Below are 25,924 nucleotides of genomic sequence, written 5' to 3'. Positions count from 1 at the left end.
TCCCACATCAGGTGCTTATCGAACGCTGCTTTCGAAGCGATTCACGCCGCTCAGTTCCAGCACCAGCTCATCACCCACATTCAACGGCCCCACGCCGGCCGGGGTGCCGGTGAGGATCACGTCGCCGGCCTGCAGCGAGAAGCAGCCGGCCATGTACTGGATCATCGGCACGATCGGGTTAAGCATGATCGCGCTGTTGCCGTCCTGGCGCACTTCGCCATTGATGGTCAGGCGAATGCCAATATCGGTGACATCCGGGAACGTGCTGCCGACCACGAACGGCGCAATCACCGCCGCACCGTCGAAGGACTTGGCGATTTCCCACGGCAGGCCCTTGGCTTTCAGCTCGGCTTGCTTGTCGCGCAGGGTCAAGTCCAGGGCCGGGGCGAAACCGGAGATGGCGTCCAGCACTTCTTCGCGGCTCGGCTTGTTCGACAGCGGCTTGCCGATCAATACCGCGATTTCCGCCTCGTAGTGCACCGAACCGCGCTCGGTCGGAATGCTGAAACCGCCTTCCAGCGGCACGACGCAACTGCCCGGCTTGATGAACAGCAACGGCTCGGTCGGTACCGGGTTGTCCAGTTCCTTGGCATGTTCGGCGTAGTTACGCCCAATGCACACCACTTTACCCACAGGAAAGTGGATGTTGGTGCCGTCGACGTACTTGTGCTGGTAGCTCATGAAACGACTCCTTCGGGGGCGGTTAAACAGCGAAGATCTTGCCAGGGTTCATGATCCCGTTCGGGTCGAACACTGCCTTCACTGCTTTCATGTATTCGATCTCAACCGGCGAGCGGCTGTAGGTCAGGTAATCGCGCTTGGTCATGCCCACGCCGTGCTCGGCGGAGATCGAACCGTTGTATTTCTGCACGGTTTCGAACACCCACTTGTTCACGGTGGCGCACTTGGCGAAGAACTCATCCTTGCTCAGGTTTTCCGGCTTGAGGATGTTCAGGTGCAGGTTGCCGTCGCCGATATGGCCGAACCAGACAATTTCGAAGTCTGGGTAGTGTTCACCGACGATCGCATCAATTTCCTTCAAGAACGCCGGCACTTTGGAGACGGTGACCGAAATATCGTTCTTGTACGGCGTCCAGTGGGAAATGGTTTCGGAGATGTACTCGCGTAGCTTCCACAGGTTATGCAGCTGGGTTTCGCTCTGGCTCATCACGCCGTCCAGCACCCAGCCCTGCTCGACGCAGTGTTCGAAGGTTTCCAGGGCGTGGTTGGCGACTTCTTCGGTGGTGGCTTCGAATTCCAGCAGCGCGTAGAACGGGCACTCGGTTTCGAACGGCGCCGGCACATCGCCACGGCCGAGGACTTTGGCCAGGGCCTTGTCGGAGAAGAATTCGAAGGCAGTCAGGTCCAGCTTGCTCTGGAAGGCGTGCAGCACCGGCATGATCGAGTCGAAATCGGTGGTGCCGAGCACCATCGCCGTGAGATTTTTCGGCGCACGGTCCAGGCGCATGGTGGCTTCGACCACAAAGCCCAGGGTGCCTTCGGCGCCGATAAACAGTTGGCGCATGTCGTAGCCGGTGGCGTTCTTGATCAGGTCGCGGTTCAGCTCCAGCACATCGCCCTTGCCGGTGACGACTTTCATGCCGGCCACCCAATTGCGGGTCATACCGTAGCGAATGACCTTGATCCCGCCGGCATTGGTGCCGATATTACCGCCAATCTGGCTGGAACCGGACGATGCGAAGTCCACCGGGTAGTACAGGCCTTTTTCTTCGGCGACGTTCTGCAATTGCTTGGTGACCACGCCCGGCTGGCACACGGCGGTGCGGTCGGTGAGGTTCACGTCGAGGATCTGGTTCATATAGTCGAACGAGACGACCACTTCGCCGTTGGCCGCCACGGCAGCAGCCGACAGGCCGGTACGACCACCGGATGGCACCAGCGCCACCTTGTGCTCATTGGCCCAACGGACAATGGCCTGCACCTGCTCGGTGGTCTTGGGGAACACGATGGCGGTGGGCGCGGGCGCGAAGTGCTTGGTCCAATCCTTGCCGTAAGCCTCCAGGGAGTCGGCGTCGGTCAGCACTTTGCCGGGCTCAACCAGGGTCTTTAGCTCATCAATCAGGGCAGGATGGGTCATCGACAGAACTCTCGAACAATTCATGGTCATCCTGAGAACGCTTCACGTCGCAGGAATGAGTGTTTAGCGGGGCGCGTATGCTAGCATACCGCCCCCGCAGGACAGAGCCCAAGGGCGTTTCTGCGGTGACGGCTTTCCTGCCGTCCGGGTCAGCTTGCGCTGCTCGATTCCCTGCCATTTTTCTCCGGGATACAGGTTTACGCAGATGAGCAAGACTTCTCTCGATAAGAGCAAGATCAAGTTCCTTCTTCTGGAAGGCGTCCACCCATCGGCTGTCGACGTTCTGAAAGCTGCCGGGTACACCAGCATTGAGTACATCACCAGTTCTCTGCCGGAAGCCCAGCTCAAGGAAAAGATCGCCGATGCACACTTCATCGGCATTCGCTCCCGCACTCAACTGACCGAAGAGATCTTCGATCACGCCAAGAAGCTCGTGGCAGTTGGCTGTTTCTGCATCGGCACCAACCAGGTCGACCTCAACGCAGCGCGCGAGCGCGGCATCGCAGTGTTCAATGCCCCGTACTCCAACACCCGTTCCGTCGCGGAGCTGGTGCTGGCCGAGGCCATCCTGCTGTTGCGCGGTATCCCTGAGAAGAACGCTTCCTGCCACCGTGGCGGCTGGATCAAGAGCGCGGCCAACTCCTTCGAAATCCGTGGCAAGAAGCTGGGTATCGTCGGTTACGGTTCGATCGGCACGCAACTGTCGGTACTGGCCGAAGGCCTGGGCATGCAGGTGTTCTTCTACGACACCCTGACCAAGCTGCCATTGGGCAACGCCACCCAGGTGTCGAGCCTGACCGAACTGCTGGGCATGTCCGACATCGTCACCCTGCACGTTCCGGAAACCGCTGAGACCCAGTGGATGATCGGCGAGAAGGAAATCCGCGCCATCAAGAAAGGCGGCATCCTGATCAACGCGGCACGCGGCACCGTGGTCGAGTTGGACGCCCTGGCCGACGCGATCAAGGACAAGCACCTGATCGGCGCGGCAATCGACGTGTTCCCGGTGGAGCCACGCTCCAACGACGACATCTTCGAAAGCCCGCTGCGTGGCCTGGACAACGTGATCCTGACCCCGCACATCGGTGGTTCCACTGCCGAAGCCCAAGCCAACATCGGCCTGGAAGTGTCGGAGAAACTGGTCAAGTACAGCGACAACGGTACCTCGGTATCGTCGGTCAACTTCCCGGAAGTGGCCCTGCCGGCTCACCCTGGCAAGCACCGCCTGCTGCACATCCACCAGAACATCCCTGGCGTGATGATGGAGATCAACAAGGTGTTCGCGGAAAACGGCATCAACATCTCCGGTCAGTTCCTGCAGACCAACGAGAAGGTCGGCTACGTGGTGATCGACGTCGACGCCGAGTACTCGGACCTGGCGCAAGAAAAGCTGCAGCACATCAACGGCACTATCCGTAGCCGCGTGTTGTTCTAACGCTGCAAACGCTGCACAAAAAAATGGGAGACCCGCAGGGGTCTCCCATTTTTTGTCTGAACAAATCTTACTTGACGTTAACCGTGATGACTTTCGAGGCTACAGTCGGGTCGAACTGGCGATGCACATTGTCGCCAGCCACCAGTTGCAGGGTGTGCTTGCCTGGCGTCAGGGTCAGCTCGGTTTCAGTCTGCGCCTTACCGAAGTGAATCGACGTGGCGGTGGCTGGAATGGCTTCATCGGCCTTGAGCGACTGCACATCCTGGTCTACCAGCAGGTGATGGTGACCGGCGTTGGGGACTTGTTTGTCGATCGGCTCCAGGTCCAGGCCCTTGACGCCAAACTTCACGGTGAAGGTTTTGTCGACGGTCGCGCCATCTTTGGGCGAGACGATAAACACCTCAGCCCCTTTGGGCGCGGGGGTACGCGGAACGTCGGCGGCATTCGCCAACATCGAGGCACCCAGCAACAGGCTGGCAATCGTTGCACGGGACAATAGGGCTTTCATTCGCTTCTCCAGTTTTTTTGTGAAATCTGTAGGGTTCTGACAACTTCGCGACAAATTGCTGTCAAAGGCACTCACCACCATAGCAAAGCGATGCTGATCGGCGCCTCGCACATTCGAATTCTCTAGGAGTGACCATGCGCTTTTCGCCTGGCCTGTTACTTTTGCTACCCCTTCTGAGCCCCTTGGCCCATGCCGAACTGATCGACGATGTAAACGATCGCGGCGAGCTGCGCATCGCCCTTGAAGCCAATACCCCACCGTACAACTTCAAGGAAGGCGACAAACTCACCGGTTTTGAAGTCGAGCTGGGTGAACTGCTGGCAAAAGAAATGGACGTGCGTCCCTCATTTATCACCACCGATGACGCCGACCTGCTGCCTGGGGTCTCAACCGGCAAATACGATGTGGCCATCAACCATATCGCTATGACTGCCGAGCTTAAGGATCGGTTCGATTTCAGCGAGGCTTATCACGAGCAGCCTGAGTTGGCGATCCCGTTCCAGAAGGGCAACCCGGCCTTCAAGACGAGTTTGGACGGCGCCTTGAAGCGGGTGAAGGACGATGGCCGATTAAAGGCGCTGTCGCACAAGTGGTTCGAAGGCGACGCCCCTACAGACGCGCCAACGCCTGTGCCGCCTCAGGCAACTCCAGCTCACTGAACACCTGCACGCCGTGGCGCTTGAGCAGCGCCGCCGTTACGCCCTCGCCGCTGACCTTTACACCGGTAAAGGTTCCGTCATAGGTCAGCAGGTTGCCGCAGGACGGGCTATTGGCCTTGAGCACGGCAATGCGGATGTGGTGGCGCTGCACCAGCGCCAAGGCCTGGCGGGCGCCGTCGAGGAAGGCGGCGCTGAAGTCTTCACCGTCGGCAGTGAGCACCTGGGCACGCCCTTCCCACACATCAATGCCCTGCCCGCCCGGAATCTCGGCAGAGGGCCTGGGCGTCGGCAAACCGCCCGACACTTCCGGGCAGATCGCAATCACACGACCTTCAGCCTGCCACGCCGCCAGTTGATCGAACGGCCCGCTGGCCCCGCCGTCGTAGCGCACCTTGTGGCCGAGCAGGCAGCGGCTGACAAGAATCTTTTGCATGGTTAAAACGGCTCGTTGCCGCGCCGGCGAAACCAGCCGGTGAGGGACAGCCGTTCGCGCGTGGCGGGCATGACTTCGTGGGGCACCTCGCCCGACAGAAACACCACCAGGCATCCGCCAGTGGGGACCACATCGTATTCGACACCGTCCTTGAGGTACATGCGCAACTGGCCGCCGTGCTCGGGCAGCCAGGCGTCGTTCAAGTAGATCACCGCCGACACCATGCGCCGATCATCGTCGCGAAAACGGTCCAGGTGCCGCAGGTAAAACGCGCCAGGCGGATACATCGCGAAGTGGCTTTCGAAATCCTCAAGGCCGAGGAACAAACCACGGTTCATCGCCAGGCGCAGGCTGTCCATCACCGCCATATAGCTGTCGCAGACCGCCGCGTCGCCCTCCTCCAGCCACTGGATATGGTCGCCGCGAATGCCCTCGCGAATCTCCTGGGCCGGTCCACGCCCCACCGCTGCGGGGGCCAACTCGCCCTCGGCCGCACGTTTACGGCACTCAGCCGCCAGTTCCAGGGTCAGAGCCTGGGGCAGGAAGCCGTTCTGCTGCGACCAGCCTTTTTCGGCCAGGTCATCAACGATGCGTTGCAGCAGGGGGTGATCGAGGGGTATTTGCATGGCGCGCATAGTATCCATACGCCTGTGAATCCGACAGAGCCGCCGAGCGTCTGAATACACTTTAGTCAGGTGACCGATAGGACTTCTCGACAAATCCTACGCCCGACACGGACAATAGTGGCCGACTGACAGGAGTCCATATGCGTCGTTTGTTTTTTTCCTTGCTGATGTTCTGCGTTTTGCCCGCCTGGGCAGACGGTCATGACCAGTTGTACAAGGTCGCTGGCTGGGCCGAACAACGTGCACATTTCAATGACGCCCTCAGTGCCGCCCAGCAACGCTACCGCAATAGCCTGCCGCCGGCGGTGTACCAGGCGCTGGTGGACAACAGCAATAAGCGCTTTGCCGCCCAGGCCATGGACCAGCGTGCCGAGGCGCAATTGCGCAAGAACCTGGCAGACCCAGCGCCTGCCCTGGCGTTCTTCCAGTCGCCGCTGGGTCGCAAGATCGTCGCCGCCGAATTGCTGGCCACGCGCCGCGACCAACTGGCAAAAAATGCCCAGGGCCTGCCCAAGATCGAAGCCGACGCCACCCGCAGCCTGATCATCGGCCACCTGGCCCAAGCCCTGCCCGCCCGTGAAGCCGGCGCCGAAGTGAGCCTGGCGATTGCCGGTGTAGCGGCTGACAGTTTGAGCCAGATGATCCCCGGCCTGCTGGGTGGGGGTCAGGCCCAGGGCATGTTGAATGGGCAGCGTGAGCGGCTGATGCAACAGATTGGGAATGATCTGAACAACACCCTGCTGTACGTCTATCGGGATCTGTCCGACCCGGAGCTGGAAGAGTTCGCGACGTTTGCGGAGTCGCCGCAGGGTAAGGCGTATTACCAGGCGGCGTTGGCGGCGATTCGCGCAGGACTTGCGGTCGGCCAGAGCACCTCAAGCCTGGCGCAGTAGAAAATGTGGGAGGGGCAAGCCCCCTCCCACATTTTCACCGTGTTATTTCAGATGGTCCGTCAAATACCGAAAGTACTCTTCACGAATCTCCGGAATCTCATTCGCCAGGTGATGCCGGCCACGCGGCAGCATCAATACTTCGGGCTGGTCGAACTTGCCCCGCAGCACCTGCAAGTTGTGCTGCCAGTCCACCGTCATGTCTTCCTCACCCTGCACAATCACCGGCCGCCGTGGGCTGCGCGGGGCGGCTTCGATGCGTTTGATCCAGCGCGCCAGCGCGCCCACCCAGGCGGTTGGCAGTTGGCGCGGCTGAAGCGGGTCGGCTTCCAGGAACGGTTTGAACGCCGGGTCGTGGGTGTTCTCGCTGAAACGCCGCGCGATGCCTTTGACGAACGGGCGCAACAGGTAATAGCTGAGCTGCGACCATCCCCACGCACGCGGTCGCACCAGCGGTGACAACAGGAAAGTCTTGCCTTGGGCCGGGCTGTCAGCGCCATGGTTGAGCAAGTGGTCCACCACCACCGCGCCGCCGGTGCTTTGCCCGAACAAGTGCCAGGGCTGTGGCAATTGCAGCGCCTGGGCCTGAGCAAACAGCGCCCGCACCACCGCCTGATACACCGCAAAATCATCAATGCTGGCACGCTCGCCACTGGATAAGCCGTGGCCCGGCAAGTCGCAGGCGATCACCACGAAGCCCTGGTCCAATGCCCAGTCGACCACATGGCGATACAGGCCCATATGGTCGTAGAAGCCGTGAAACATAAACATCGTGGCCACCGGCACAGGCGGCCGCCACACCTGGGCAACCACCTCAAATCCCTCCACCTCGAAACGCCCCAGCTGACTCACAGCCGGGACTTTGCGCGCACTCAGGTCCAGTCCGTAGAAACGCTGGTAGACCCGCGCTTCAGCTGAAAGCGGTTGCGCATCCACCAGGGGCCGCAGGCTTTCACGAAGGTGATCAGGGTCAAAGGTCACAGGCATAAAGGGTTCCAGACTTGCGGCGAAGATGAATATCGAGCTGCGATATTCATCTGTCAGGACAAGCATGGCAAGCTACGCGACCTGCGAGGATAGATCCGAATGCGACAGCCTTACCGTAACGCCCTGTTCGCCAGCCTGATCCTGATCATCTGCGCCGGCGTGCTGTGGGCGGCGTATGACTGGTTCCAGGGCCGCTACCTGCGCGCTTTCAGTGAACACACGGCAGTGTTTTCCGGCGATGCCCTGCAACTGCCCGCTGAACTCGCAGGCCCCGGGCCGATCCGCCTGGTGCACTTCTGGGATCCGGCTTGCCCCTGCAATGTCGGCAACCAGCAGCACCTGGGCGAGTTGATCGAGCAGTACGCGCCCCAGGGCGTCGAGTTCTATGCCCTGCAAAAAGCCGGCAGCCACGGCCAGTTGCCCGACAACCTGCGCCAGATGAAAACCCTCACCGCCCTGCCTGGCGCCGACCAGGTGCCGGCCAGCCCGGCCGTGGGCATCTGGGACCGCACCGGCAAGCTCGCGTATTTCGGGCCCTACAGCGAAGGGCTGACGTGCAATTCCAATAACAGTTTTATCGAGCCGATCCTGAAAGCCCTTGAAGCCGGCCGAGCGGTGAATGCCACGCACACCCTGGCGGTGGGCTGCTATTGTTCGTGGTCGAAAGATCTGTAGCTCGTCCCCACTCTCGGTAAGGAATGTCCATGAAGCGCGTCTTGCGGGTTCTCGCGGTTCTGCTGGTGCTGATCGCCCTCGGTGCGGGCTGGTACGTCTACAGCAAGCAACCCACCCGCCAGGGCACGGTTGAACTGGCCAACCTCCAAGGCTCGGTCACCGTGCGCTACGACGACCGTGGCGTGCCGCATATTCGCGCCGAGAACGAGACCGACCTGTATCGCGCCCTGGGCTACGTGCATGCCCAGGACCGCCTGTTCCAGATGGAGATCATGCGGCGCCTGGCCCGTGGCGAATTGGCCGAGGTGCTCGGGCCGAAGCTGCTGGAGACCGACAAGCTGTTCCGCAGCCTGCGCATTCGCGACCGCGCGGCCAGCTATGTGGCGCAGCTGGACCCGGAGTCACCACACTGGAAGGCCCTGCAAGCCTATTTGGACGGGATCAACCAGTATCAGGACAGCCACGCCCGCCCGATGGAGTTCGACGTGCTGGGCATCCCCAGGCGCCCGTTTACCGCCGAGGACACCATCAGCGTCGCCGGGTACATGGCCTACAGCTTTGCCGCTGCGTTTCGTACCGAGCCCTTGCTGACTTACGTCCGCGACCAACTGGGCAGCGACTACCTGAAAGTCTTCGACCTCGACTGGCAACCCAAGGGCGCCCTCAACCTCGCCGGCAGTGACTGGAACACCCTCGGCGCCCTCGCCGCCCTGAGCGAACAAGCGTTGGCGGACAACGGCTTGCCGCAGTTCGAGGGCAGCAACGCCTGGGCCATCAGCGGCAGTCGCACCAAGAGCGGCAAACCGCTGCTGGCCGGTGACCCGCATATCCGTTTCTCGGTGCCGTCGGTGTGGTACGAAGCGCAGCTGTCAGCGCCGGGGTTTGAGCTGTATGGCTACCACAACGCGCTGGTCCCCGTGGCGTTCCTGGGGCACAACCTGGATTTCGGCTGGAGCCTGACCATGTTCCAGAACGACGACCTCGACCTGATCGCCGAGAAGGTCAACCCGGACAACGCCAACCAGGTCTGGTACCACGGCCAGTGGGTCGACATGACCAGCAGCGAGCAACAGATTGCCGTCAAAGGCCAGGCACCGGTCAGCCTCACCCTGCGCCAGTCGCCCCACGGCCCGATCGTCAATGACGTGCTCGGCGAGAACGGCGGCAAGACGCCGATTGCCATGTGGTGGGCGTTCCTCGACACCCAGAACCCGATCCTCGAAGGTTTCTACCAACTCAACCGCGCCGACACCCTGGCCAAGGCGCGCGCTGCGGCGGCCAAGGTGTCGGCGCCGGGGCTGAATATCGTCTGGGCCAACGCCAAGGGCGATATCGGCTGGTGGGCGGCGGCGCAGTTGCCGATTCGCCCGGCCGGCACCCACCCAGGCTTTATCCTCGACGGCAGCACCGCCCAGGCCGACAAGCTGGGCTTCTACCCATTCAGCGCCAACCCGCAGGAAGAAAACCCGGCGCGCGGCTATGTGGTCTCGGCCAATGCCCAGCCGGTGTCGCCCTCCGGCATGGAAATCCCCGGTTATTACAACCTCGCCGACCGTGGCCAGCAGTTGAACGCGCAGTTGAGCGACAAGAGCGTGAAGTGGGATGTGATCAACAGCCAGGCCCTGCAACTGGGCACCACCACCGCCTTCGGCCCGCGCCTGCTGGCGCCGCTGTTGCCGGTACTGCGCGAGGTGGTCACGGACCCGGCACAGTTGAAGCTGGTGGAGCAGTTGGCAAGCTGGAAGGGTGACTACCCACTGGATTCCACCAGCGCCACGCTGTTCAACCAGTTCCTGTTCAACCTCGCCGACGCGGCTTTCCACCCGAAACTGGGCGACGGCATGTTCAAGACCCTGCTCACGACCCGCGTGATCGACGCCGCCCTGCCCCGCCTGGCTGCCGACCCGGCTTCGCCCTGGTGGGACGGCAAGCGCGCCGACACCGTCAAGCGGGCCTGGGACAACAGCCTCGCGCACCTCAAAGTCACCTTCGGCGATGACCCGACGCAATGGCAATGGGGCAAGGCGCATACGCTGACCCACGGCCATCCGCTGGGCTCGCAGAAACCCTTGGACCTGATCGTCAACGTCGGCCCGTTCCCGGCGCCCGGCACTCACGAAGTGCCGAATAACCAATCCGCCAATATCGGCCCGGCACCATGGCCGGTGACCTACGGCCCCTCCACCCGCCGCCTGATCGACTTCGCTGACGTAGCACACGCCCTGACCATCAACCCGGTGGGGCAAAGCGGCGTGCCGTTCGACAAGCACTATGGCGACCAGGCCGAGACCTATATCGAAGGGGGTTATGAGCAGGCGCATTTCACCGATGAGGAAGTGACCGCGAACACCCGTGGCACGCTGAAGTTGTTGCCAGCACGCACGCTGCGCTAACCCTTTCTGTAGGAGCGAGCTTGCTCGCGAAGGTCGTTAACGATAACGCGTAAAGCCAGAATGAACGCGGTGCCCATGGGTTTTTCGCGAGCAAGCTCGCTCCTACAGTGGGCTCGTTGCACGAGCCTGCACCGGCACCGCAAAGTTGAGCCGGAACTGTTGCGGCGTCACGCCCAGCCGGCGATTGAACACGCTGCGCATGTGCTGGGCATCGCGAAACCCGCATTGGTAGGCCACGGTCTTCAGCGGCGCATGCGTGCTTTCGAGCATCACCCGCGCCGCATCCACCCGTGCCCGTTCGACAAACTCCGCCGGCGTAATCCGCGCTTCACGGGCAAACACCCGGGAGAAGTTGCGCGCGCTCATATTGGCGGCCTTGGCCAGGTCGGCGATGGTCAGGTCGCCGGTCAGGTTCGCCAGCACATACAACTGCACCAGCGCCACCGCCGAGGTGGTTTCGGCGTGAGGCGTGAGGAACGGGCTGAACTGCGACTGCCCGCCCGAACGCTGGGTGAACACCACCAGGCGCTTGGCCACGCTCAACGCCACTTCCGGGCCGTGGTCCTGGGCCAGCAGGTACAGCGACAAGTCGATGCCCGCCGTGACGCCTGCCGAGGTGTAGAGGTTGCCGTCCTGCACGTAGAGGCGGTCAACCTCGACCTGGGTCGAGGGGCACAGACGCGCCAGGTCGGCAGCATCGTTCCAGTGGGTAGTGACGGTTTTGCCATCCAGCAATCCAGCGCGCGCCAGCATGAAGGCGCCGTTGCAGACCGAACCGAAACGTTGCGCCCTGGCGGTTGCACCCCGGAGCCAATCATCGAACGGCACGCCGAAATCCTCGAATGGCAGCTGCGGGCCACCGGCGACCAACAACAAGTCATAGGCTTGCAGGGCCTCGCTGTAATGCCGATGGGCCTGCAATGCCAAACCATTGGAGGCGGCCATGGTGCCGTGGCCCAGCCCGATGACCTCTATCTGGTAGTGATCCTGGGGCGGCAGAAAGCGGTTGGCTTCGCAGAACACATCCATGGGGCCGGTCACATCCAGTGACTGGACGCCGGGGAAGATCAGGATCGCGACGGTCTTGTGCATGCTCACAGACACCTTTTTCTAGCGGAATAAAATGCAAACCCTGTGGGAGGGGGCTTGCTCCCGATGGCGCTGTATCAGTCAGCAGATGCAGTGCCTGGTACTCAGCAATCGGGAGCAAGCCCCCTCCCACATTGGGATTTTTGCAGGCTTCGAGAGTGATATCGCCCGCTACACCCTAGTCGATTTCTGCTTGGCACGATGTGTCGGCACATTGGCCGGGATCGCGCCCTCACCGCGATGGTCGCTGCACCGACCAGCGACCAGACTGGGTGCTTTCCAGAGGAGAACCACCATGACCACCACCATCGCCGGCATCAAGATCCCGGACAGCGCCCTGGCCAAGGCCACCACCGAATACATCCGTGACATCGAATCCGACCTGCTCTACCACCACTCGCGCCGGGTGTTTTTGTTCGGCGCCTTGAGCGGTGAGCGCAAGCAGTTGGCCTACAACCCGGAGCTGCTCTACGTCGGCGCCATGTTCCATGACCTGGGCCTGGTGGAAGGCCATCGCAGTGACGACGAGCGTTTCGAAGTGGACGGCGCCAACGCCGCCGCGGCCTTCCTCAAGCCTTACGGGCTGAGCGATGACGATATCGAACAGGTGTGGTTGTCCATCGCCCTGCACACCACGCCGGGCGTGCCGCAACACCTGCGCCCCACTGTGGCACTGGTGACCGCAGGGGTGGAAATGGACGTGCTGGGCATGGACTACGCCGCCTTCAGCAGCGTACAGCGCGAAGCCGTGGTGCATGCGCATCCACGCGGTGAAGGGTTCAAGGAGTGCATCATCTGCGCCTTTGCCGACGGCTTGCGCCATCGCCCGCAGACCACGTTTGGCAACGTGAAGACGGATGTGCTGGTGGATCAGGAGCCGGGGTTCAAGCCGATGAATTTTGTCGAGGTGATTCGCAAGTCGCCGTGGTTGGCGTAGCGGAGTTGAAATGCGATCAACTGTGGGAGGGGGCTTGCCCGCGATTGCTGAGTGTCAGTCACTGCATCTATTGACTGACCCACCGCCATCGGGAGCAAGCCCCCTCCCACACCTTTAGACCGGCGCCTGCGCCCGACGCACGTCCGGCTGTTTCCAGCCATCGGCAGCGGCCTCTTCGATGGCTTGCTGGATAGCCTTCTTGCGATTCTCTTCGGCACGTCGGCTGAAGAACCACACCAGGAAGGTCACCAGCGACACCGCCAGCAGAATCAGGCTGGCCACGGCATTGATCTCGGGTTTAACCCCAAGGCGCACGGCCGAGAACACTTCCATCGGCAACGTCGTCGAGCCCGGGCCCGACACGAAGCTGGCCAGTACCAGGTCATCCAAGGACAGTGCGAACGACATCATGCCGCCCGCCGCCAAAGACGGCGCGATCATCGGGATGGTGATCAGGAAGAACACCTTCCACGGTCGCGCACCCAGGTCCATCGCTGCTTCTTCGATCGACAGGTCCAGCTCACGCAAGCGCGCCGATACCACTACCGCCACATACGCCGCACAGAACGTGGTGTGGGCGATCCAGATGGTGACGATGCCACGCTCCTGGGGCCAGCCGATCATCTGCGCCATGGCCACAAACAGCAGCAACAGCGACAGGCCGGTGATCACTTCCGGCATCACCAACGGCGCGGTCACCAGGCCGCCGAACAGCGTGCGGCCCTTGAACTGGCTGATGCGCGTCAGCACAAACGCCGCCAACGTGCCCAGCGCAACAGCGGCCACCGCCGTGTAGCAGGCGATTTCCAGGGAACGTGCCACCGAGCCCATCAACTGGGTGTTGTCCAGCAGGCCCACGTACCACTTGATCGACCAACCGCCCCACACCGTTACCAGCTTGGATTCGTTGAACGAGTAGATCACCAGGATCAGCATCGGCAGGTAGATGAACAACAACCCCGCCACCAGCATGAAGCTTGAGAAACTGACGCGCCTCATATCTTGCCCTCCATCTCTTTGGCTTGGCTGCGGTTAAACAGAATGATCGGCACGATCAGGATCGCCAGCATCACTACCGCCAGGGCAGACGCCACCGGCCAGTCACGGTTGTTGAAGAACTCTTGCCACAACACTTTACCGATCATCAGGGTTTCCGGGCCGCCGAGCAGTTCCGGGATCACGAACTCGCCCACCACCGGGATAAACACCAGCATGCAGCCGGCGATGATGCCGTTCTTGGACAGCGGCACGGTGATTTTCCAGAAGCTGTTGAAGGTGCTCGAACCCAGGTCCGATGCGGCTTCCAGCAGGCTCTGGTCATGCTTTACCAGGTTGGCGTACAGCGGCAGGATCATGAACGGCAGGTACGAGTAGACCACGCCGATATACACCGCGATGTTGGTGTTGAGGATCTGCAGCGGTTCGTTGATCAACCCCATGGACATCAGGAAGCCATTGAGCAGCCCGTTGTTGCTGAGGATGCCCATCCACGCATACACGCGGATCAGGATCGCGGTCCAGGTCGGCATCATGATCAGCAGCACCAGCACGGTCTGCATCTCTTTGCGCGCGGTGGCAATGGCGTAGGCCATCGGGTAGCCGATCAGCAGGCACAGCAGCGTGCTGAAGAACGCCATTTTCAGCGAGCCCAGGTACGCCGCGATGTACAGCTCATCACCTGCCAGCAAACTGTAGTTGGCCAGGTTCAGCACCACCTGCAGCTTTTGCTCAACGTAGGTGTAGATCTCGGTGTACGGCGGAATCGCTACGTCGGCTTCGGCGAAGCTGATTTTCAGGACGATGAAAAACGGCAGGGCGAAAAACAGGAACAGCCACAGGAACGGAATCCCGATGACCACCTGCTTGCCACTGGGGACGATGCGGTGCAAGCGCCGCTTGAGCTTCTTTATGTTCATGTGCGCAGTACCACGCCACTGTCGTCTTCCCACCACACGTACACCTGGTCACCCCAGGTTGGGCGCTGGCCACGGCGTTCGGCGTTGGCCACGAAGGACTGCACCAGCTTGCCGCTTGGCAGCTCGACGTAGAACACCGAGTGGCCGCCCAGGTAGGCGATGTCGTGCACCTTGCCGCTGGACCAGTTGTGCTCGCAGGTCGGCATTTCGGTGGTGACCAGCAGTTTTTCCGGGCGGATGGCGTAGGTCACCGACTTGTCTTCCACCGAGGTGGCGATGCCGTAGCCCACGTAGATGTCGCGATCCAGGTCCGGGCACTTGAGCACCGCGTGACCTTCAGCGTCATCCACCACCTGGGTGTCGAAGATGTTGACGTTACCGATGAATTCGCACACCAGGCGGCTGGTCGGCGTCTCGTAGATGTCGATCGGGCTGCCGATCTGGGCGATCCAGCCCAGGTGCATGATCGCGATGCGCTCGGCCATGGTCATGGCCTCTTCCTGGTCGTGCGTCACCATCACGCAGGTCACGCCGACGCGCTCGATGATCTCCACCAGTTCCAGTTGCATCTGCGAACGCAGCTTCTTGTCGAGGGCGCCCATGGGCTCATCGAGCAGCAGCAGTTTCGGACGCTTGGCCAGGGAGCGCGCCAACGCCACACGCTGACGCTGGCCACCGGACAACTGGTGCGGCTTGCGCTTGGCGTACTGGCTCATCTGTACCAGCTTGAGCATTTCGGCCACGCGGGCATCGACCTCGGCCTTGGGAATCTTGTCCTGTTGCAGGCCGAACGCGATGTTCTGCGCCACGGTCATGTGTGGGAACAAGGCGTAGGACTGGAACATCATGTTGATCGGCCGCTCGTAGGGCGGCATGTCGGTGATGTCCACACCGTCGAGGTAGATACGCCCTTCGGTCGGGCGCTCGAAACCTGCGAGCATGCGCAGCAAGGTGGACTTGCCCGAACCCGAACCGCCGAGCAAGGCGAAGATCTCGCCTTTCTTGATTTCCAGGGACACATCGTCCACGGCAATCGTCTCGTCGAACTTCTTCGTGACCCGGTCGATTTTGACCAGCACCTTTTTCGGTGTCTGGTCGCCCTCGAGGGCTTTCTTATAGGCGCCGGAGGCAACTGCCATTTACGAAACTCCCAAAAAAACGGTGCAGTTCGCCCGAGGCGGACGAACCCTGGATAGTTTGAGCCTTACTTGCCCGTCTTGACCTTGGTCCAGCTACGGGTCATTAAACGCTGCACTTTCGGGGGTAGCTCGAAGTTGACGAATGTCCTGTCGAGAACCGCCTGCGGTGGGTAAACCGCTTCGTCGGTGCGTATCGATTGCTTCATCAGTTTGTCCGCCCCTGGGTTAGGGTTGGCGTAGCCGACGTAATCACTGACCTGGGCGATCACCTCAGGTTGCAGCAAATAGTTGATGTAGGCGTGGGCTTCCTTGACGTTGGTGGCATCCTTGGGGATCGCCAGCACGTCAAACCACAGGTTGCCGCCTTCTTTCGGAATCGCGTAGGCGATGTTCACGCCTTTGCCAGCCTCGGCCGCACGGGCCTTGGCCTGGAACACATCGCCGGAGAACCCGGCGGCCACGCAGATATTGCCGTTGGCCAGGTCGGAGATGTATTTGGAAGAATGGAAATAGGTCACGTAGGGCCGCACTTTGAGCAGCTTTTCTTCGGCCTTCTTGTAGTCTTCAGGGTTGGTACTGTTGGGATCCAGGCCCATGTAGTTGAGCACCGCCGGCAGCATTTCATCCGCCGAGTCCATGAAGGACACACCGCAGGTGGCCAGCTTCTTCATGTTTTCCGGCTCGAACAGCACGGCCCAGGAATCGATCTTGTCGACACCCAGCACTTCCTTCACTTTAGCGACGTTGTAACCGATGCCATTGGTACCCCACAGGTAGGGCACGGCGTACTGATTGCCCGGGTCGTTCTTCTCCAGGCGCTTGAGCAGCACAGGGTCCAGGTTGGCGTAGTGAGTCAGCAGCGACTTGTCGAGCTTCTGGAACGCCCCGGCCTTGATCTGCTTGCCGAGGAAGTGGTTGGACGGCACCACCACGTCGTAGCCGGTACGCCCGGCGAGCAACTTGCCTTCCAGGGTTTCGTTGGAATCAAACACGTCATACACGGGTTTGATGCCGGTGGCCTTTTCGAAGTTGGCCAGGGTGTCGGTACCGATGTAGTCCGACCAGTTATAAATATGCACAGTCTGTGCGGCCTGCACGCTGACAGCCAGCGTGAGACCCGCGCCTACCAGCAAGGCTTGGCGAAATAAAGAAATTGGCAAGTGGAGGTCCTCTTAAATAGTTGGGCCCTAAAGTTGTTGCCCGGCAACAAAACCGGCGCGCAACTTACCCTCGATAAACCGATCCGGCAAAACTTTCTGTCATTTATTTGTTTCATTAACCACCGCGGGCTGCGCGGTGGTTAACAAAGACCGGTTTATTTACCGGACTTGATCTTGGTCCAGCTGCGCGTCATTTCACGCTGGGTGGCAGCCGGCAAGTCCGCAATGGCGTAGAGCTTGGCTTGCACATCGGCTGGCGGGTAGATGCCCGGGTCGCTGGTGATGTCTTTATCAACCAGTGCGGTGGCCTTCTCGTTACCGTTCGGGAAACGCACGCTGTTGGTGATCGAAGCCATGACTTCCGGCTTGAGCAGGTAGTTCATGAACTTGTAAGCGGCGTCGACGTTTTCGGCATCTTTAGGGATGGCGACCATGTCGAAGAAGCTACCGGCGCCTTCTTTCGGAATGTCGTAGGCAACTTTCACCTTGCCACCGGCTTCAGCCGCGCGGGACTTGGCCTGCTGGATGTCACCCGAGTAACCCACGGCGACGCAGATGTTGCCGTTGGCCAGGTCGGAGATGTACTTGGACGAGTGGAAGTAGCCAATCGAAGGACGGATTTTCAGGAACAGGTCTTCGGCTTGCTTGAGGTCAGCCTTCTTCTGGCTGTCGGTTGGCAGGCCCAGGTAATGCAGCGCGACCGGCAGCATTTCGGTCGGCGAATCGAGGAAGCTCACGCCGCAGCTTTTGAGTTTGGCGATGTTTTCAGGCTTGAGCAGCACATCCCACGAATCGATCTTGTCCACGCCCAGCGCGGCCTTGACCTTCTCCGGGTTGTAGCCGATGCCGATCGAGCCCCACATGTACGGGAAAGCGTGCTTGTTGTCCGGGTCGCTGACCGACACGGCTTTAAGCAGGGAGGTGTTCAGGTTGCCGTAGTTGGACAGTTTGGACTTGTCCAACTCCTGGTAGACACCGGCCTTGATCTGCTTGGCGAGGAAGTTGTTCGACGGCACGACGATGTCGTAGCCGGACTTGCCTGCCAGCAGCTTGGCTTCAAGTGTCTCGTTGCTGTCAAAAACGTCGTACACCACCTTGATGCCCGACTCTTTTTCAAAGTTGGCGATGGTGTCCGGTGCAATGTAGTCGGACCAGTTGTAGACGTGCAGCACTTTATCGTCTGCCTGGACCGCGCCCGCCATTGCGCCCATCAGGGACAAGGCAAGGAGGGTCTTGCCAGCGTTCTTCAAACCTAATGCCTTCATTTGGTGATGCTCCAATTTTTTCTTTTTTGGGCCACGTTCTTTTTTCGTTTCGCGGCCCTTGCAGAGGGCAACAAAACAGGGCGACAGTCTGGCAAGTTCAGGGGCCGGCTTTCAACCAAAGCCCCCACATTTATAACTGCCCAGTGCGCTGCGCACTGAGCCTAGCACTTAGCCCTGCAATGCCGCCAAAGTCAGGTCCAGGCACTTACGCGCCTTGGTCACCAACTCGTCGATTTCGGACTTGCTGATCACCAGCGGCGGCGAAATGATCATGGTGTCGCCCACGGCGCGCATGATCAGGCCATTGTTGAAGCAAAAGTTGCGGCAAATCATGCCCACGCCTTTGCCTTCATAACGCTTGCGCGTGGCCTTGTCCTGTACCAGTTCAATCGCGCCCAACAGACCCACACCACGAACTTCGCCCACCAACGGGTGATCATTGAGCTCGCGCAGACGACGCTGCAAATAGGGTGCCGTTTCGCTGTTGACCTGCTCGATGATTTTTTCATCGCGCATGATGCGGATGTTTTCCAGGGCCACTGCCGCTGCCACCGGGTGGCCGGAGTAGGTGAAACCGTGGTTGAAATCACCGCCTTCATTAAGCACGGCCACCACGTCGTCGCGCACGATCAGGCCGCCCATGGGGATGTAGCCGGAAGTCAGGCCCTTGGCGATGGTCATCATGTGGGGCTTGAGGTCGTAGAAGTCGCTACCGAACCACTCACCGGTACGGCCGAAACCGCAAATCACTTCGTCGGCAACAAACAGGATGTCGTATTTGGCGAGGATTTCCTTGATGCGCGGCCAGTAAGTGGCTGGCGGTACGATCACGCCACCGGCGCCCTGGATCGGCTCGGCAATAAAGGCACCGACGTTGTCCACGCCCAGTTCGAGGATCTTCTCTTCCAGTTGGTTGGCGGCCCAGATCCCGAACTCTTCGGGGCTCATGTCGCCGCCTTCGCCGAACCAGTACGGCTGGGCGATGTGGGTGATGCCGGGGATCGGCAAGTCACCCTGTTCGTGCATATAGGTCATGCCGCCCAGGCTCGCGCCAGCCACGGTGGAGCCGTGGTAGCCATTCTTGCGGCTGATGATGGTTTTCTTGTTCGGCTGGCCTTTGATCGCCCAGTAGTGGCGGACCATGCGCAACATGGTGTCGTTGCCTTCGGAGCCGGAGCCGGTGAAGAACACGTGGTTCATGCCGGCAGGTGCGATGTCGGAAATCGCCTTGGCCAGCTCAAGCACTGGCGGGTGAGCGGTCTGGAAGAACAGGTTGTAGTACGGCAGTTCTTTCATCTGCTTGGCGGCGGCGTCGGCCAGTTCATCGCGACCGTAACCGATCGCCACGCACCACAGGCCGGCCATGCCGTCGAGGATCTTGTTGCCTTCGCTGTCCCACAAGTACACGCCGTGGGCTTTGGTGATGATCCGTGGGCCTTTCTCTTTCAATTGCTTGAAGTCGCTGAACGGCGCCAGGTGGTGATCACTACTCAGGGCTTGCCATTCGCGGGTTTGCGGGTTGTTGCTGGACATACCAATCTCCTAGACTTTTCAGTGAGGGGCGCGCCGTGTGACGGGCGCGCCCGGCGCATCAGACGGCGAAGAGCAGGAATTCCCGCTCCCACGAACTGATCACGCGCTTGAAGTTTTCATGCTCGGCCCGCTTGACCGCGACATACCCTGTGATGAATTTCTGACCCAGGTATTTTTCGATGGTCTTGCTGTTTTCCATGCGTTCCAGGGCATCTTCAATGGTCAACGGCAGACGCAGGTTGCGTCGCTCGTAACCACGCCCCACCACTGGGGCGCTCGGGTTATGGCCTTCGACCATGCCGATGTAGCCACACAGCAGGCTGGCGGCAATCGCCAGGTACGGGTTGGCGTCGGCGCCCGGCAGACGGTTTTCCACGCGACGGTTCTGCGGGCCGGCATCCGGTACGCGCAGGCCGACGGTGCGGTTTTCTTCGCCCCACTCCACGTTCACCGGCGCCGAGGTGTCCGGCAGGAAGCGACGGAACGAGTTCACGTTGGGGGCAAACAGCGGCAGCAATTCAGGGATGAATTTCTGCAGGCCGCCAATATGGTTGAGGAACAGCTCGCTCATGCTCCCGTCTTCATTGGAGAAGACGTTCTTGCCGGTGGCGATGTCGATGATGCTCTGGTGCAAGTGCATCGCACTGCCGGGCTCGCCGGTCATCGGCTTGGCCATAAAGGTGGCGGCCACATTGTGCTTGAGCGCGGCCTCGCGCATGGTGCGCTTGAACACCAGGATCTGGTCGGCCAGGGACAGGGCATCGCCGTGACGGAAGTTGATTTCCATCTGCGCCGTGCCGTCTTCGTGGATCAGGGTGTCGAGGTCCAGCTCCTGCAGCTCGCACCAGTCGTAGACGTCTTCGAACAACGGGTCGAATTCGTTGGCCGCTTCTATAGAGAAGGACTGGCGACCGGTCTCGGGGCGCCCGGAACGGCCAATCGGCGGTTGCAGCGGGAAGTCCGGGTCTTCACAGCGTTTGGTCAGGTAGAACTCCATCTCCGGCGCCACGATGGGCTGCCAGCCTTTGTCGGCGTAGAGCTTGAGGACTTTCTTGAGCACGTTGCGCGGCGACAGCTCGATCGGGTTGCCTTGCTTGTCGTAGGTGTCGTGGATCACCTGGGCGGTGGGCTCGATGGCCCAAGGCACCAGGAACACCGCGTTCTGGTCGGGGCGGCAGATCATGTCGATGTCGGCCGGGTCGAGCAATTCGTAGTAAATGTCGTCTTCGACATAGTCGCCGGTCACGGTCTGCAACAGAACGCTCTCGGGCAGGCGCATGCCTTTTTCGGCGATGAACTTGTTGGTCGGCGAGATCTTGCCCCGGGTGATACCGGTCAGGTCGCCAATCATGCATTCGACTTCTGTGATCTTGTGGTCTTTCAACCAATCGGTGAGCTGGTCGAGGTTGTTACTCATAAATGCCTCTGGGCTGGGTTTCCTGGCATCCATTAAAGGCCAGGCGTTGGTTGACGCAGCATCCGCGTCGTTTTTTCGTTCAGGGTAGGAGCTTACCTGCCATTTGCTGCAGCGTTGCATTCCTCACGCCAAAGTCGTGCAGAATCATGAGCGGCCGCGCGGATGGGAGCCGGTCAGTGGCAATCGAGGTGGCAAAGATGAGAGCGGACTGGCCGTCAAGAATATTGGCCGGTGCGTGGGCATTCACGCGGGACGAACGGACTGCGGACAAAGCCTGGCTGAAGCAGGCTGAGACGCCGAGTGGCGGCAGGCGAGACATGAAGCACCCCGGTATTATTGCTGTTATGGGTTTGAATCGAGCTTAGCCTTGTTCATTTTTTTACACAACACCCCCGTAAAAAATACAACACGGCCCGCTCAAGCCTGCGAGTCCCAAGCCCGTCAAACCGAAAAAACCGCCCCAAAAAGCCCCAAAAATGCCTTCACGGCGCTTTTTTAGGGCAAAAAAGGCCTCGCTTGACTTCGGCATGCCGTTCGGGTTGACTGAAACCAGAAAAGATCAATGATTGATATTTTTAACAACAAAGGTGTTGCATCATGTCGGTACCCCCGCGTGCCGTTCAGCTTAACGAAGCGAACGCGTTCCTTAAGGATCATCCTGAGGTTCTGTACGTAGACCTTCTAATTGCGGATATGAATGGTGTGGTGCGCGGTAAGCGCATCGAACGCACCAGCCTCCACAAGGTTTACGAGAAGGGCATTAACCTGCCTGCCTCTTTATTTGCCCTGGATATCAACGGCTCAACGGTGGAAAGCACCGGCCTGGGCCTGGACATCGGTGATGCTGACCGAATCTGTTATCCAATCCCTGACACACTGTGCAATGAGCCCTGGCAAAAGCGCCCTACCGCGCAACTGCTGATGACCATGCACGAACTTGAAGGTGAACCTTTCTTCGCCGATCCGCGCGAAGTGCTCCGCCAAGTTGTAAGCAAATTTGACGACCTCGGTCTGACCATCTGCGCCGCCTTCGAACTTGAGTTCTACCTGATCGACCAGGAGAACGTGAACGGCCGCCCACAACCGCCCCGCTCACCAATTTCCGGCAAACGCCCGCACTCGACACAGGTCTACCTGATCGACGACCTCGACGAATACGTCGACTGCCTCCAGGACATTCTGGAAGGTGCCAAAGAGCAAGGCATTCCGGCCGACGCCATCGTCAAGGAAAGTGCCCCGGCGCAGTTCGAAGTGAACCTGCACCACGTGGCCGACCCGATCAAGGCGTGCGACTACGCGGTACTGCTCAAGCGTCTGATCAAGAACATCGCCTACGACCATGAGATGGACACCACCTTCATGGCCAAGCCTTACCCAGGCCAGGCAGGTAACGGGTTGCACGTACACATTTCGATCCTGGACAAAGACGGCAAGAATATCTTTGCCAGCGAGGATCCCGAGCAGAACGCCGCATTGCGTCACGCGATCGGCGGTGTGCTGGAGACCCTGCCCGCCCAAATGGCGTTCCTGTGCCCTAACGTCAACTCCTACCGTCGTTTCGGCGCACAGTTCTACGTGCCGAACTCGCCGTGCTGGGGCCTGGATAACCGCACCGTGGCGATTCGCGTACCGACCGGTTCGTCCGACGCCGTACGGATCGAACACCGTGTAGCCGGCGCTGACGCCAACCCTTACCTGCTGATGGCTTCGGTCCTGGCAGGCGTGCACCACGGTCTGACCAACAAGATCGAACCGGGCGCACCGGTGGAAGGCAACAGCTATGAGCAGAACGAACAGAGCCTGCCGAACAACCTGCGCGATGCCCTGCGCGAGTTGGACGACAGCGAGGTGATGGCCAAGTACATCGATCCTAAATACATCGATATCTTCGTCGCCTGTAAGGAAAGTGAGCTGGAAGAGTTCGAACACTCCATCTCCGACCTTGAGTACAACTGGTACCTGCATACCGTGTAAGCGGTTGCTGCATTGAAAAAACGCTGCGGGCCTTTGGTCTGTGGCGTTTTTTTATGGGTTTCTTCCGGTAGATCGAGTTGGCCTCATCGGGGGCAAGCCCCCTCCCACATTTGAATGTATTCACAGATCAAAGTGTGGGAGGGGTCTGGAAGACAACACACCTTCCTGCTCATACAATGCCCGCTGCCTTGTAGGAGACTTCCATGACCACCCGCCCCGCCCCCCTTCGCAAACCCCGTGCCCGCAGCCAGGCGCGGATCGACGCGATTCTCGACGCCGCCCGCACCTTGCTGGCCGCCGAAGGCGTGGCGAGTTTGTCGATCTACAGCGTGGCCGAGCGCGCGCAGATTCCGCCGTCGTCGGTGTATCACTTTTTCGCCAGTGTGCCGGCACTGCTGGAGGCACTGACCGCCGATGTACATGCGGCCTTCCGCTGTGCCATCCAGGCGCCCATCGACCACGATTCACTCAAGCATTGGCGTGACCTGTCCTACATCGTCGAGCAACGCATGCTGACCATCTACAGCAACGACGCGGCCGCGCGCCAGCTGATCCTGGCCCAGCACGGGCTGACCGAAGTGACCCAGGCGGACCGCCAGCATGATCTGGAGTTGGGGGATTTGATGCTGGAGGTGTTCAGCCGTCATTTCGAAGTGCCGAGCTTGCCAACCGATGTGGATGTGTTTGCGCTGGCGTTGGAATTGAGTGATCGCGTGTATGCACGCTCGGTGCATCAGCATGGGCTGATTACGCCGCGTATGGCGGAGGAAGGGATGCGGGTGTTTGATGCGTATGTGGGGCTGTATTTGCCGGCGTATCTGCCTAAGCGCTGAATCCTGGGTTGGCTGGGCCGGCCTCATCGGGGGCAAGCCCCCTCCCACATTTTGAATGTGTTCACAGATCAATATGTGGGAGGGGGCCTGCCCCCGATGACGGCCTCAAGAGCGACGCGAATCACAACTTGGCGATCGACACCTCAGTCGACTTCACAAAGGCAATCACTTCACTGCCAATCACCAGCTCCAGCTCTTTGACCGAGCGGGTGGTGATCACGGAAGTGACGATACCGGACGCGGTCTGCACGTCGATTTCCGACAGCACATCGCCGACTACGATTTCCTTGATGGTGCCTTTGAACTGGTTACGCACGTTGATGGCTTTAATAGTCATGGTGGACTTCCTTCGTGGGACAAGTGAGTTATTGAGCCCAACGCAATTGCGTAGGCAGCGGTGAAACAGGTTCGGGGTCGGGCGGCGAGCCGGGCAACGACAGCACGCGGTTGAGTACTTGCGCTTCCAGCGCGGCCAGGCGATGTGAGCCACGGGCCCGTGGGCGCGGCAGATCGACGATCAGGTCGAGGCCGATTTCGCCGTCTTCGATCAGGATCACACGGTCGGCAATGGCCACGGCTTCGCTGACGTCATGGGTCACCAGCAACACGGTGAAGCCGTGTTTTTGCCAGAGGTTTTCGATCAGTTGCTGCATCTCGATACGGGTCAGGGCATCCAGTGCGCCCAGCGGTTCGTCGAGCAACAGCAGACGCGGCTGGTGGATCAAGGCGCGAGCCAAGGCCACACGCTGCTTCTGGCCACCGGACAAGGCCGCCGGCCACTCATTGGCACGCTCGGCCAGGCCGACCGCTTCCAGGGCTTCCAAGGCTTTAGGGCGCCAGTTGCCTTTAAGGCCCAGGCCGACGTTGTCGATGATCTTTTTCCACGGCAGCAGGCGCGCTTCCTGGAACATCAACCGCGTGTCTTCAATCGCCTCGCTCAGCGGCGCCGAACCGGCCAGCAGCTCACCGCCGCTGGCTTTGTCGAGGCCGGCCAGCAGGCGCAGCAAGGTACTTTTACCGCAGCCACTGCGACCGACCACGGCCACGAACTGGCCCGCTGGAATGTGCAGGTCGATTTCCTTGAGCACTTCCCGCGCGCCGAAGGCCTTGCGCAATTTGCGCACCGCCAAGGGAATCCCCTTCAGCAGGCGCGGAGGTTGTTGAGCGGTCATGCCGCACCTCCTTTATTGACTTGATACGCCGGGTGCCAGCGCAGCCAAACACGTTCCAGACCGCGCGCGGCCAGGTCGGCCAGCTTGCCGAGGATGGCGTACATCACGATGGCCAACACCACCACGTCGGTTTGCAGGAATTCGCGGGCGTTCATCGCCAGGTAGCCAATCCCGGAGCTGGCAGAGATGGTTTCCGCCACGATCAGCGTCAGCCACATAAAGCCCAGGGCAAAGCGCACGCCCACCAGGATCGACGGCAGCGCGCCCGGCAGGATCACTTGCCAGAACAGGCTGAAACCGGACAAGCCATAGCTGCGCGACATTTCCACCAACGCCGGGTCGACGTTGCGGATGCCGTGGTAGGTGTTGAGGTAGATCGGGAACAGCGTGCCGAGGGCCACCAGGAAAATCTTTGCGGTCTCGTCGATGCCGAACCACAGGATCACCAGCGGAATCAGCGCCAGGTGCGGCACGTTGCGGATCATCTGCACCGAGCTGTCCAGCAGGCGTTCGCCCCACGTCGACAGGCCGGTGATAAACCCCAGCGCCAGGCCGATGCTGCCACCGATCACAAAGCCCAGGCCGGCCCGCCAGCCACTGATGGCCAGGTGCGTCCAGATTTCACCGCTGCGCACCAGGTTGACCCCGGCCTCAATCACCGCGCTGGGCGCCGGCAGGATGCGTGTCGACAACCAGCCCGCCGACACCGACAACTGCCACACCGCCAGCAATAGAATCGGCAGCACCCAGGGCGCCACGCGATGGCTCAATTTTTCAAAGTTCAT

At 60.5% G+C, this 25,924-nt stretch carries 25 protein-coding genes; 8 read left to right on the top strand and 17 right to left on the bottom strand.

Annotated elements, in window-relative coordinates; genetic code table 11:
- Positions 1-15: 15 nt before the first annotated feature.
- Both AD670_RS02095 and AD670_RS02090 read right to left on the bottom strand, forming a co-directional pair.
- On the bottom strand, positions 16-681 hold the full coding sequence (locus AD670_RS02095; RefSeq protein WP_053127896.1) for a fumarylacetoacetate hydrolase family protein: 666 nt from the start codon (positions 679-681) through the stop codon (positions 16-18).
- 22 nt (positions 682-703) lie between these two features.
- The gene (locus AD670_RS02090; RefSeq protein WP_053127893.1) at positions 704-2,098 is read right to left on the bottom strand and encodes an FAD-binding oxidoreductase; all 1,395 of its coding nucleotides are present in this window, start codon (positions 2,096-2,098) and stop codon (positions 704-706) included.
- Between the two features lie 205 nt (positions 2,099-2,303).
- Here AD670_RS02090 and serA point away from each other — a divergent pair, with 205 nt between their 5' ends.
- Positions 2,304-3,533 (top strand): phosphoglycerate dehydrogenase, encoded by a 1,230-nt coding sequence (serA, locus tag AD670_RS02085; RefSeq protein WP_003176761.1) that lies wholly within the window; start codon positions 2,304-2,306, stop codon positions 3,531-3,533.
- 67 nt (positions 3,534-3,600) lie between these two features.
- Here the strand turns inward: serA and AD670_RS02080 are convergent, their stop codons facing one another.
- A complete protein-coding gene (locus tag AD670_RS02080; protein WP_053127892.1) occupies positions 3,601-4,041 on the bottom strand; it encodes a DUF4399 domain-containing protein in 441 nt (146 codons plus the stop codon).
- A 134-nt stretch (positions 4,042-4,175) separates the two neighbouring features.
- Between AD670_RS02080 and AD670_RS02075 the strand changes: the two genes are divergently transcribed.
- The gene (locus AD670_RS02075) at positions 4,176-4,700 is read left to right on the top strand and encodes a transporter substrate-binding domain-containing protein (protein WP_053127890.1); all 525 of its coding nucleotides are present in this window, start codon (positions 4,176-4,178) and stop codon (positions 4,698-4,700) included.
- Here the strand turns inward: AD670_RS02075 and AD670_RS02070 are convergent.
- Both AD670_RS02070 and AD670_RS02065 read right to left on the bottom strand, forming a co-directional pair.
- Positions 4,651-5,133 (bottom strand): DUF523 domain-containing protein, encoded by a 483-nt coding sequence (locus tag AD670_RS02070; RefSeq protein WP_053127888.1) that lies wholly within the window; start codon positions 5,131-5,133, stop codon positions 4,651-4,653. The two genes, AD670_RS02075 and AD670_RS02070, sit on opposite strands and share 50 nt — an antisense overlap.
- A 2-nt stretch (positions 5,134-5,135) precedes the next feature.
- Positions 5,136-5,768, bottom strand: coding sequence for a 2OG-Fe(II) oxygenase (locus AD670_RS02065; protein ID WP_053127886.1), 633 nt, complete (start codon positions 5,766-5,768; stop codon positions 5,136-5,138).
- Positions 5,769-5,899: 131 nt separating this feature from the next.
- Here AD670_RS02065 and AD670_RS02060 point away from each other — a divergent pair, with 131 nt between their 5' ends.
- The gene (locus AD670_RS02060; protein WP_053127884.1) at positions 5,900-6,652 is read left to right on the top strand and encodes a DUF2059 domain-containing protein; all 753 of its coding nucleotides are present in this window, start codon (positions 5,900-5,902) and stop codon (positions 6,650-6,652) included.
- 42 nt (positions 6,653-6,694) lie between these two features.
- Here the strand turns inward: AD670_RS02060 and AD670_RS02055 are convergent, their stop codons facing one another.
- Positions 6,695-7,636, bottom strand: a complete 942-nt coding sequence (locus tag AD670_RS02055; protein WP_053127882.1) for an alpha/beta hydrolase — start codon at positions 7,634-7,636, stop codon at positions 6,695-6,697.
- Between the two features lie 99 nt (positions 7,637-7,735).
- Between AD670_RS02055 and AD670_RS02050 the strand changes: the two genes are divergently transcribed.
- Entirely contained in the window at positions 7,736-8,311 is a 576-nt protein-coding gene (locus AD670_RS02050) for a DUF6436 domain-containing protein (RefSeq protein ID WP_053127880.1), read from the top strand.
- 29 nt (positions 8,312-8,340) lie between these two features.
- On the top strand, positions 8,341-10,704 hold the full coding sequence (locus AD670_RS02045) for a penicillin acylase family protein (RefSeq protein WP_053127879.1): 2,364 nt from the start codon (positions 8,341-8,343) through the stop codon (positions 10,702-10,704).
- A 102-nt stretch (positions 10,705-10,806) separates the two neighbouring features.
- Here AD670_RS02045 and AD670_RS02040 read toward each other — a convergent pair whose 3' ends face one another.
- The gene (locus AD670_RS02040; RefSeq protein WP_053127877.1) at positions 10,807-11,796 is read right to left on the bottom strand and encodes a GlxA family transcriptional regulator; all 990 of its coding nucleotides are present in this window, start codon (positions 11,794-11,796) and stop codon (positions 10,807-10,809) included.
- Positions 11,797-12,088: 292 nt separating this feature from the next.
- Here AD670_RS02040 and AD670_RS02035 point away from each other — a divergent pair, with 292 nt between their 5' ends.
- Entirely contained in the window at positions 12,089-12,730 is a 642-nt protein-coding gene (locus AD670_RS02035) for an HD domain-containing protein (RefSeq protein WP_053127875.1), read from the top strand.
- A gap of 114 nt (positions 12,731-12,844) precedes the next feature.
- Here the strand turns inward: AD670_RS02035 and AD670_RS02030 are convergent, their stop codons facing one another.
- The 7 genes from AD670_RS02030 to AD670_RS02000 form a co-directional block, all read right to left on the bottom strand.
- A complete protein-coding gene (locus AD670_RS02030) occupies positions 12,845-13,729 on the bottom strand; it encodes an ABC transporter permease subunit (protein ID WP_053127873.1) in 885 nt (294 codons plus the stop codon).
- Positions 13,726-14,646: an ABC transporter permease subunit gene (locus AD670_RS02025; RefSeq protein WP_053127871.1), complete on the bottom strand. Its 921-nt coding sequence runs from the start codon at positions 14,644-14,646 to the stop codon at positions 13,726-13,728. The genes AD670_RS02030 and AD670_RS02025 overlap by 4 nt, the downstream gene beginning before the upstream one ends.
- The gene (locus AD670_RS02020; protein ID WP_027608405.1) at positions 14,643-15,785 is read right to left on the bottom strand and encodes an ABC transporter ATP-binding protein; all 1,143 of its coding nucleotides are present in this window, start codon (positions 15,783-15,785) and stop codon (positions 14,643-14,645) included. Before AD670_RS02020 ends, AD670_RS02025 begins: the two co-directional genes overlap by 4 nt.
- A 65-nt stretch (positions 15,786-15,850) precedes the next feature.
- On the bottom strand, positions 15,851-16,945 hold the full coding sequence (locus AD670_RS02015; protein ID WP_053127869.1) for a polyamine ABC transporter substrate-binding protein: 1,095 nt from the start codon (positions 16,943-16,945) through the stop codon (positions 15,851-15,853).
- Between the two features lie 155 nt (positions 16,946-17,100).
- Positions 17,101-18,195 (bottom strand): polyamine ABC transporter substrate-binding protein, encoded by a 1,095-nt coding sequence (locus tag AD670_RS02010; protein WP_053128159.1) that lies wholly within the window; start codon positions 18,193-18,195, stop codon positions 17,101-17,103.
- A 183-nt stretch (positions 18,196-18,378) separates the two neighbouring features.
- Positions 18,379-19,743: an aspartate aminotransferase family protein gene (locus tag AD670_RS02005; protein WP_053127867.1), complete on the bottom strand. Its 1,365-nt coding sequence runs from the start codon at positions 19,741-19,743 to the stop codon at positions 18,379-18,381.
- A 58-nt stretch (positions 19,744-19,801) separates the two neighbouring features.
- Positions 19,802-21,160, bottom strand: coding sequence for a glutamine synthetase family protein (locus AD670_RS02000; protein ID WP_015886417.1), 1,359 nt, complete (start codon positions 21,158-21,160; stop codon positions 19,802-19,804).
- A 597-nt stretch (positions 21,161-21,757) separates the two neighbouring features.
- Between AD670_RS02000 and AD670_RS01995 the strand changes: the two genes are divergently transcribed.
- Together AD670_RS01995 and AD670_RS01990 are read left to right on the top strand one after the other, a co-directional pair.
- Positions 21,758-23,134 (top strand): glutamine synthetase family protein, encoded by a 1,377-nt coding sequence (locus tag AD670_RS01995; RefSeq protein ID WP_003213894.1) that lies wholly within the window; start codon positions 21,758-21,760, stop codon positions 23,132-23,134.
- A 203-nt stretch (positions 23,135-23,337) separates the two neighbouring features.
- The gene (locus AD670_RS01990) at positions 23,338-23,967 is read left to right on the top strand and encodes a TetR/AcrR family transcriptional regulator (protein WP_053127866.1); all 630 of its coding nucleotides are present in this window, start codon (positions 23,338-23,340) and stop codon (positions 23,965-23,967) included.
- 121 nt (positions 23,968-24,088) lie between these two features.
- Here the strand turns inward: AD670_RS01990 and AD670_RS01985 are convergent, their stop codons facing one another.
- Genes AD670_RS01985 through ssuC form a run of 3 tightly spaced genes read right to left on the bottom strand, consistent with a single transcriptional unit; the run spans position 24,089 to position 25,924 of the window.
- Complete coding sequence (locus tag AD670_RS01985; protein WP_003176783.1) at positions 24,089-24,304, bottom strand: molybdopterin-binding protein; 216 nt, start codon at positions 24,302-24,304, stop codon at positions 24,089-24,091.
- Positions 24,305-24,332: 28 nt separating this feature from the next.
- A complete protein-coding gene (ssuB, locus tag AD670_RS01980) occupies positions 24,333-25,139 on the bottom strand; it encodes an aliphatic sulfonates ABC transporter ATP-binding protein (protein ID WP_053127864.1) in 807 nt (268 codons plus the stop codon).
- Positions 25,136-25,924, bottom strand: a complete 789-nt coding sequence (gene ssuC, locus AD670_RS01975) for an aliphatic sulfonate ABC transporter permease SsuC (RefSeq protein ID WP_053127863.1) — start codon at positions 25,922-25,924, stop codon at positions 25,136-25,138. Before ssuC ends, ssuB begins: the two co-directional genes overlap by 4 nt.

Source organism: Pseudomonas sp. MIACH (assembly GCF_001269925.1).
Classification (GTDB): domain Bacteria; phylum Pseudomonadota; class Gammaproteobacteria; order Pseudomonadales; family Pseudomonadaceae; genus Aquipseudomonas.
The sequence above is the reverse complement of the archived record's forward strand: the minus strand, read 5'-3'. Positions and strand labels throughout refer to the sequence as shown.

Excerpts from the sequence above, each read along its gene's own strand:
- AD670_RS02095 (WP_053127896.1), bottom strand. The coding sequence starts at position 681 with ATGAGCTACCAGCACAAGTACGTCGACGGCACCAACATCCACTTTCCT.
- AD670_RS02090 (WP_053127893.1), bottom strand. The coding sequence starts at position 2,098 with ATGACCCATCCTGCCCTGATTGATGAGCTAAAGACCCTGGTTGAGCCC.
- serA (WP_003176761.1), top strand. The coding sequence starts at position 2,304 with ATGAGCAAGACTTCTCTCGATAAGAGCAAGATCAAGTTCCTTCTTCTG.
- AD670_RS02080 (WP_053127892.1), bottom strand. The coding sequence starts at position 4,041 with ATGAAAGCCCTATTGTCCCGTGCAACGATTGCCAGCCTGTTGCTGGGT.
- AD670_RS02075 (WP_053127890.1), top strand. The coding sequence starts at position 4,176 with ATGCGCTTTTCGCCTGGCCTGTTACTTTTGCTACCCCTTCTGAGCCCC.
- AD670_RS02070 (WP_053127888.1), bottom strand. The coding sequence starts at position 5,133 with ATGCAAAAGATTCTTGTCAGCCGCTGCCTGCTCGGCCACAAGGTGCGC.
- AD670_RS02065 (WP_053127886.1), bottom strand. The coding sequence starts at position 5,768 with ATGCGCGCCATGCAAATACCCCTCGATCACCCCCTGCTGCAACGCATC.
- AD670_RS02060 (WP_053127884.1), top strand. The coding sequence starts at position 5,900 with ATGCGTCGTTTGTTTTTTTCCTTGCTGATGTTCTGCGTTTTGCCCGCC.
- AD670_RS02055 (WP_053127882.1), bottom strand. The coding sequence starts at position 7,636 with ATGCCTGTGACCTTTGACCCTGATCACCTTCGTGAAAGCCTGCGGCCC.
- AD670_RS02050 (WP_053127880.1), top strand. The coding sequence starts at position 7,736 with ATGCGACAGCCTTACCGTAACGCCCTGTTCGCCAGCCTGATCCTGATC.
- AD670_RS02045 (WP_053127879.1), top strand. The coding sequence starts at position 8,341 with ATGAAGCGCGTCTTGCGGGTTCTCGCGGTTCTGCTGGTGCTGATCGCC.
- AD670_RS02040 (WP_053127877.1), bottom strand. The coding sequence starts at position 11,796 with ATGCACAAGACCGTCGCGATCCTGATCTTCCCCGGCGTCCAGTCACTG.
- AD670_RS02035 (WP_053127875.1), top strand. The coding sequence starts at position 12,089 with ATGACCACCACCATCGCCGGCATCAAGATCCCGGACAGCGCCCTGGCC.
- AD670_RS02030 (WP_053127873.1), bottom strand. The coding sequence starts at position 13,729 with ATGAGGCGCGTCAGTTTCTCAAGCTTCATGCTGGTGGCGGGGTTGTTG.
- AD670_RS02025 (WP_053127871.1), bottom strand. The coding sequence starts at position 14,646 with ATGAACATAAAGAAGCTCAAGCGGCGCTTGCACCGCATCGTCCCCAGT.
- AD670_RS02020 (WP_027608405.1), bottom strand. The coding sequence starts at position 15,785 with ATGGCAGTTGCCTCCGGCGCCTATAAGAAAGCCCTCGAGGGCGACCAG.
- AD670_RS02005 (WP_053127867.1), bottom strand. The coding sequence starts at position 19,743 with ATGTCCAGCAACAACCCGCAAACCCGCGAATGGCAAGCCCTGAGTAGT.
- AD670_RS02000 (WP_015886417.1), bottom strand. The coding sequence starts at position 21,160 with ATGAGTAACAACCTCGACCAGCTCACCGATTGGTTGAAAGACCACAAG.
- AD670_RS01995 (WP_003213894.1), top strand. The coding sequence starts at position 21,758 with ATGTCGGTACCCCCGCGTGCCGTTCAGCTTAACGAAGCGAACGCGTTC.
- AD670_RS01990 (WP_053127866.1), top strand. The coding sequence starts at position 23,338 with ATGACCACCCGCCCCGCCCCCCTTCGCAAACCCCGTGCCCGCAGCCAG.
- AD670_RS01985 (WP_003176783.1), bottom strand. The coding sequence starts at position 24,304 with ATGACTATTAAAGCCATCAACGTGCGTAACCAGTTCAAAGGCACCATC.
- ssuB (WP_053127864.1), bottom strand. The coding sequence starts at position 25,139 with ATGACCGCTCAACAACCTCCGCGCCTGCTGAAGGGGATTCCCTTGGCG.
- ssuC (WP_053127863.1), bottom strand. The coding sequence starts at position 25,924 with ATGAACTTTGAAAAATTGAGCCATCGCGTGGCGCCCTGGGTGCTGCCG.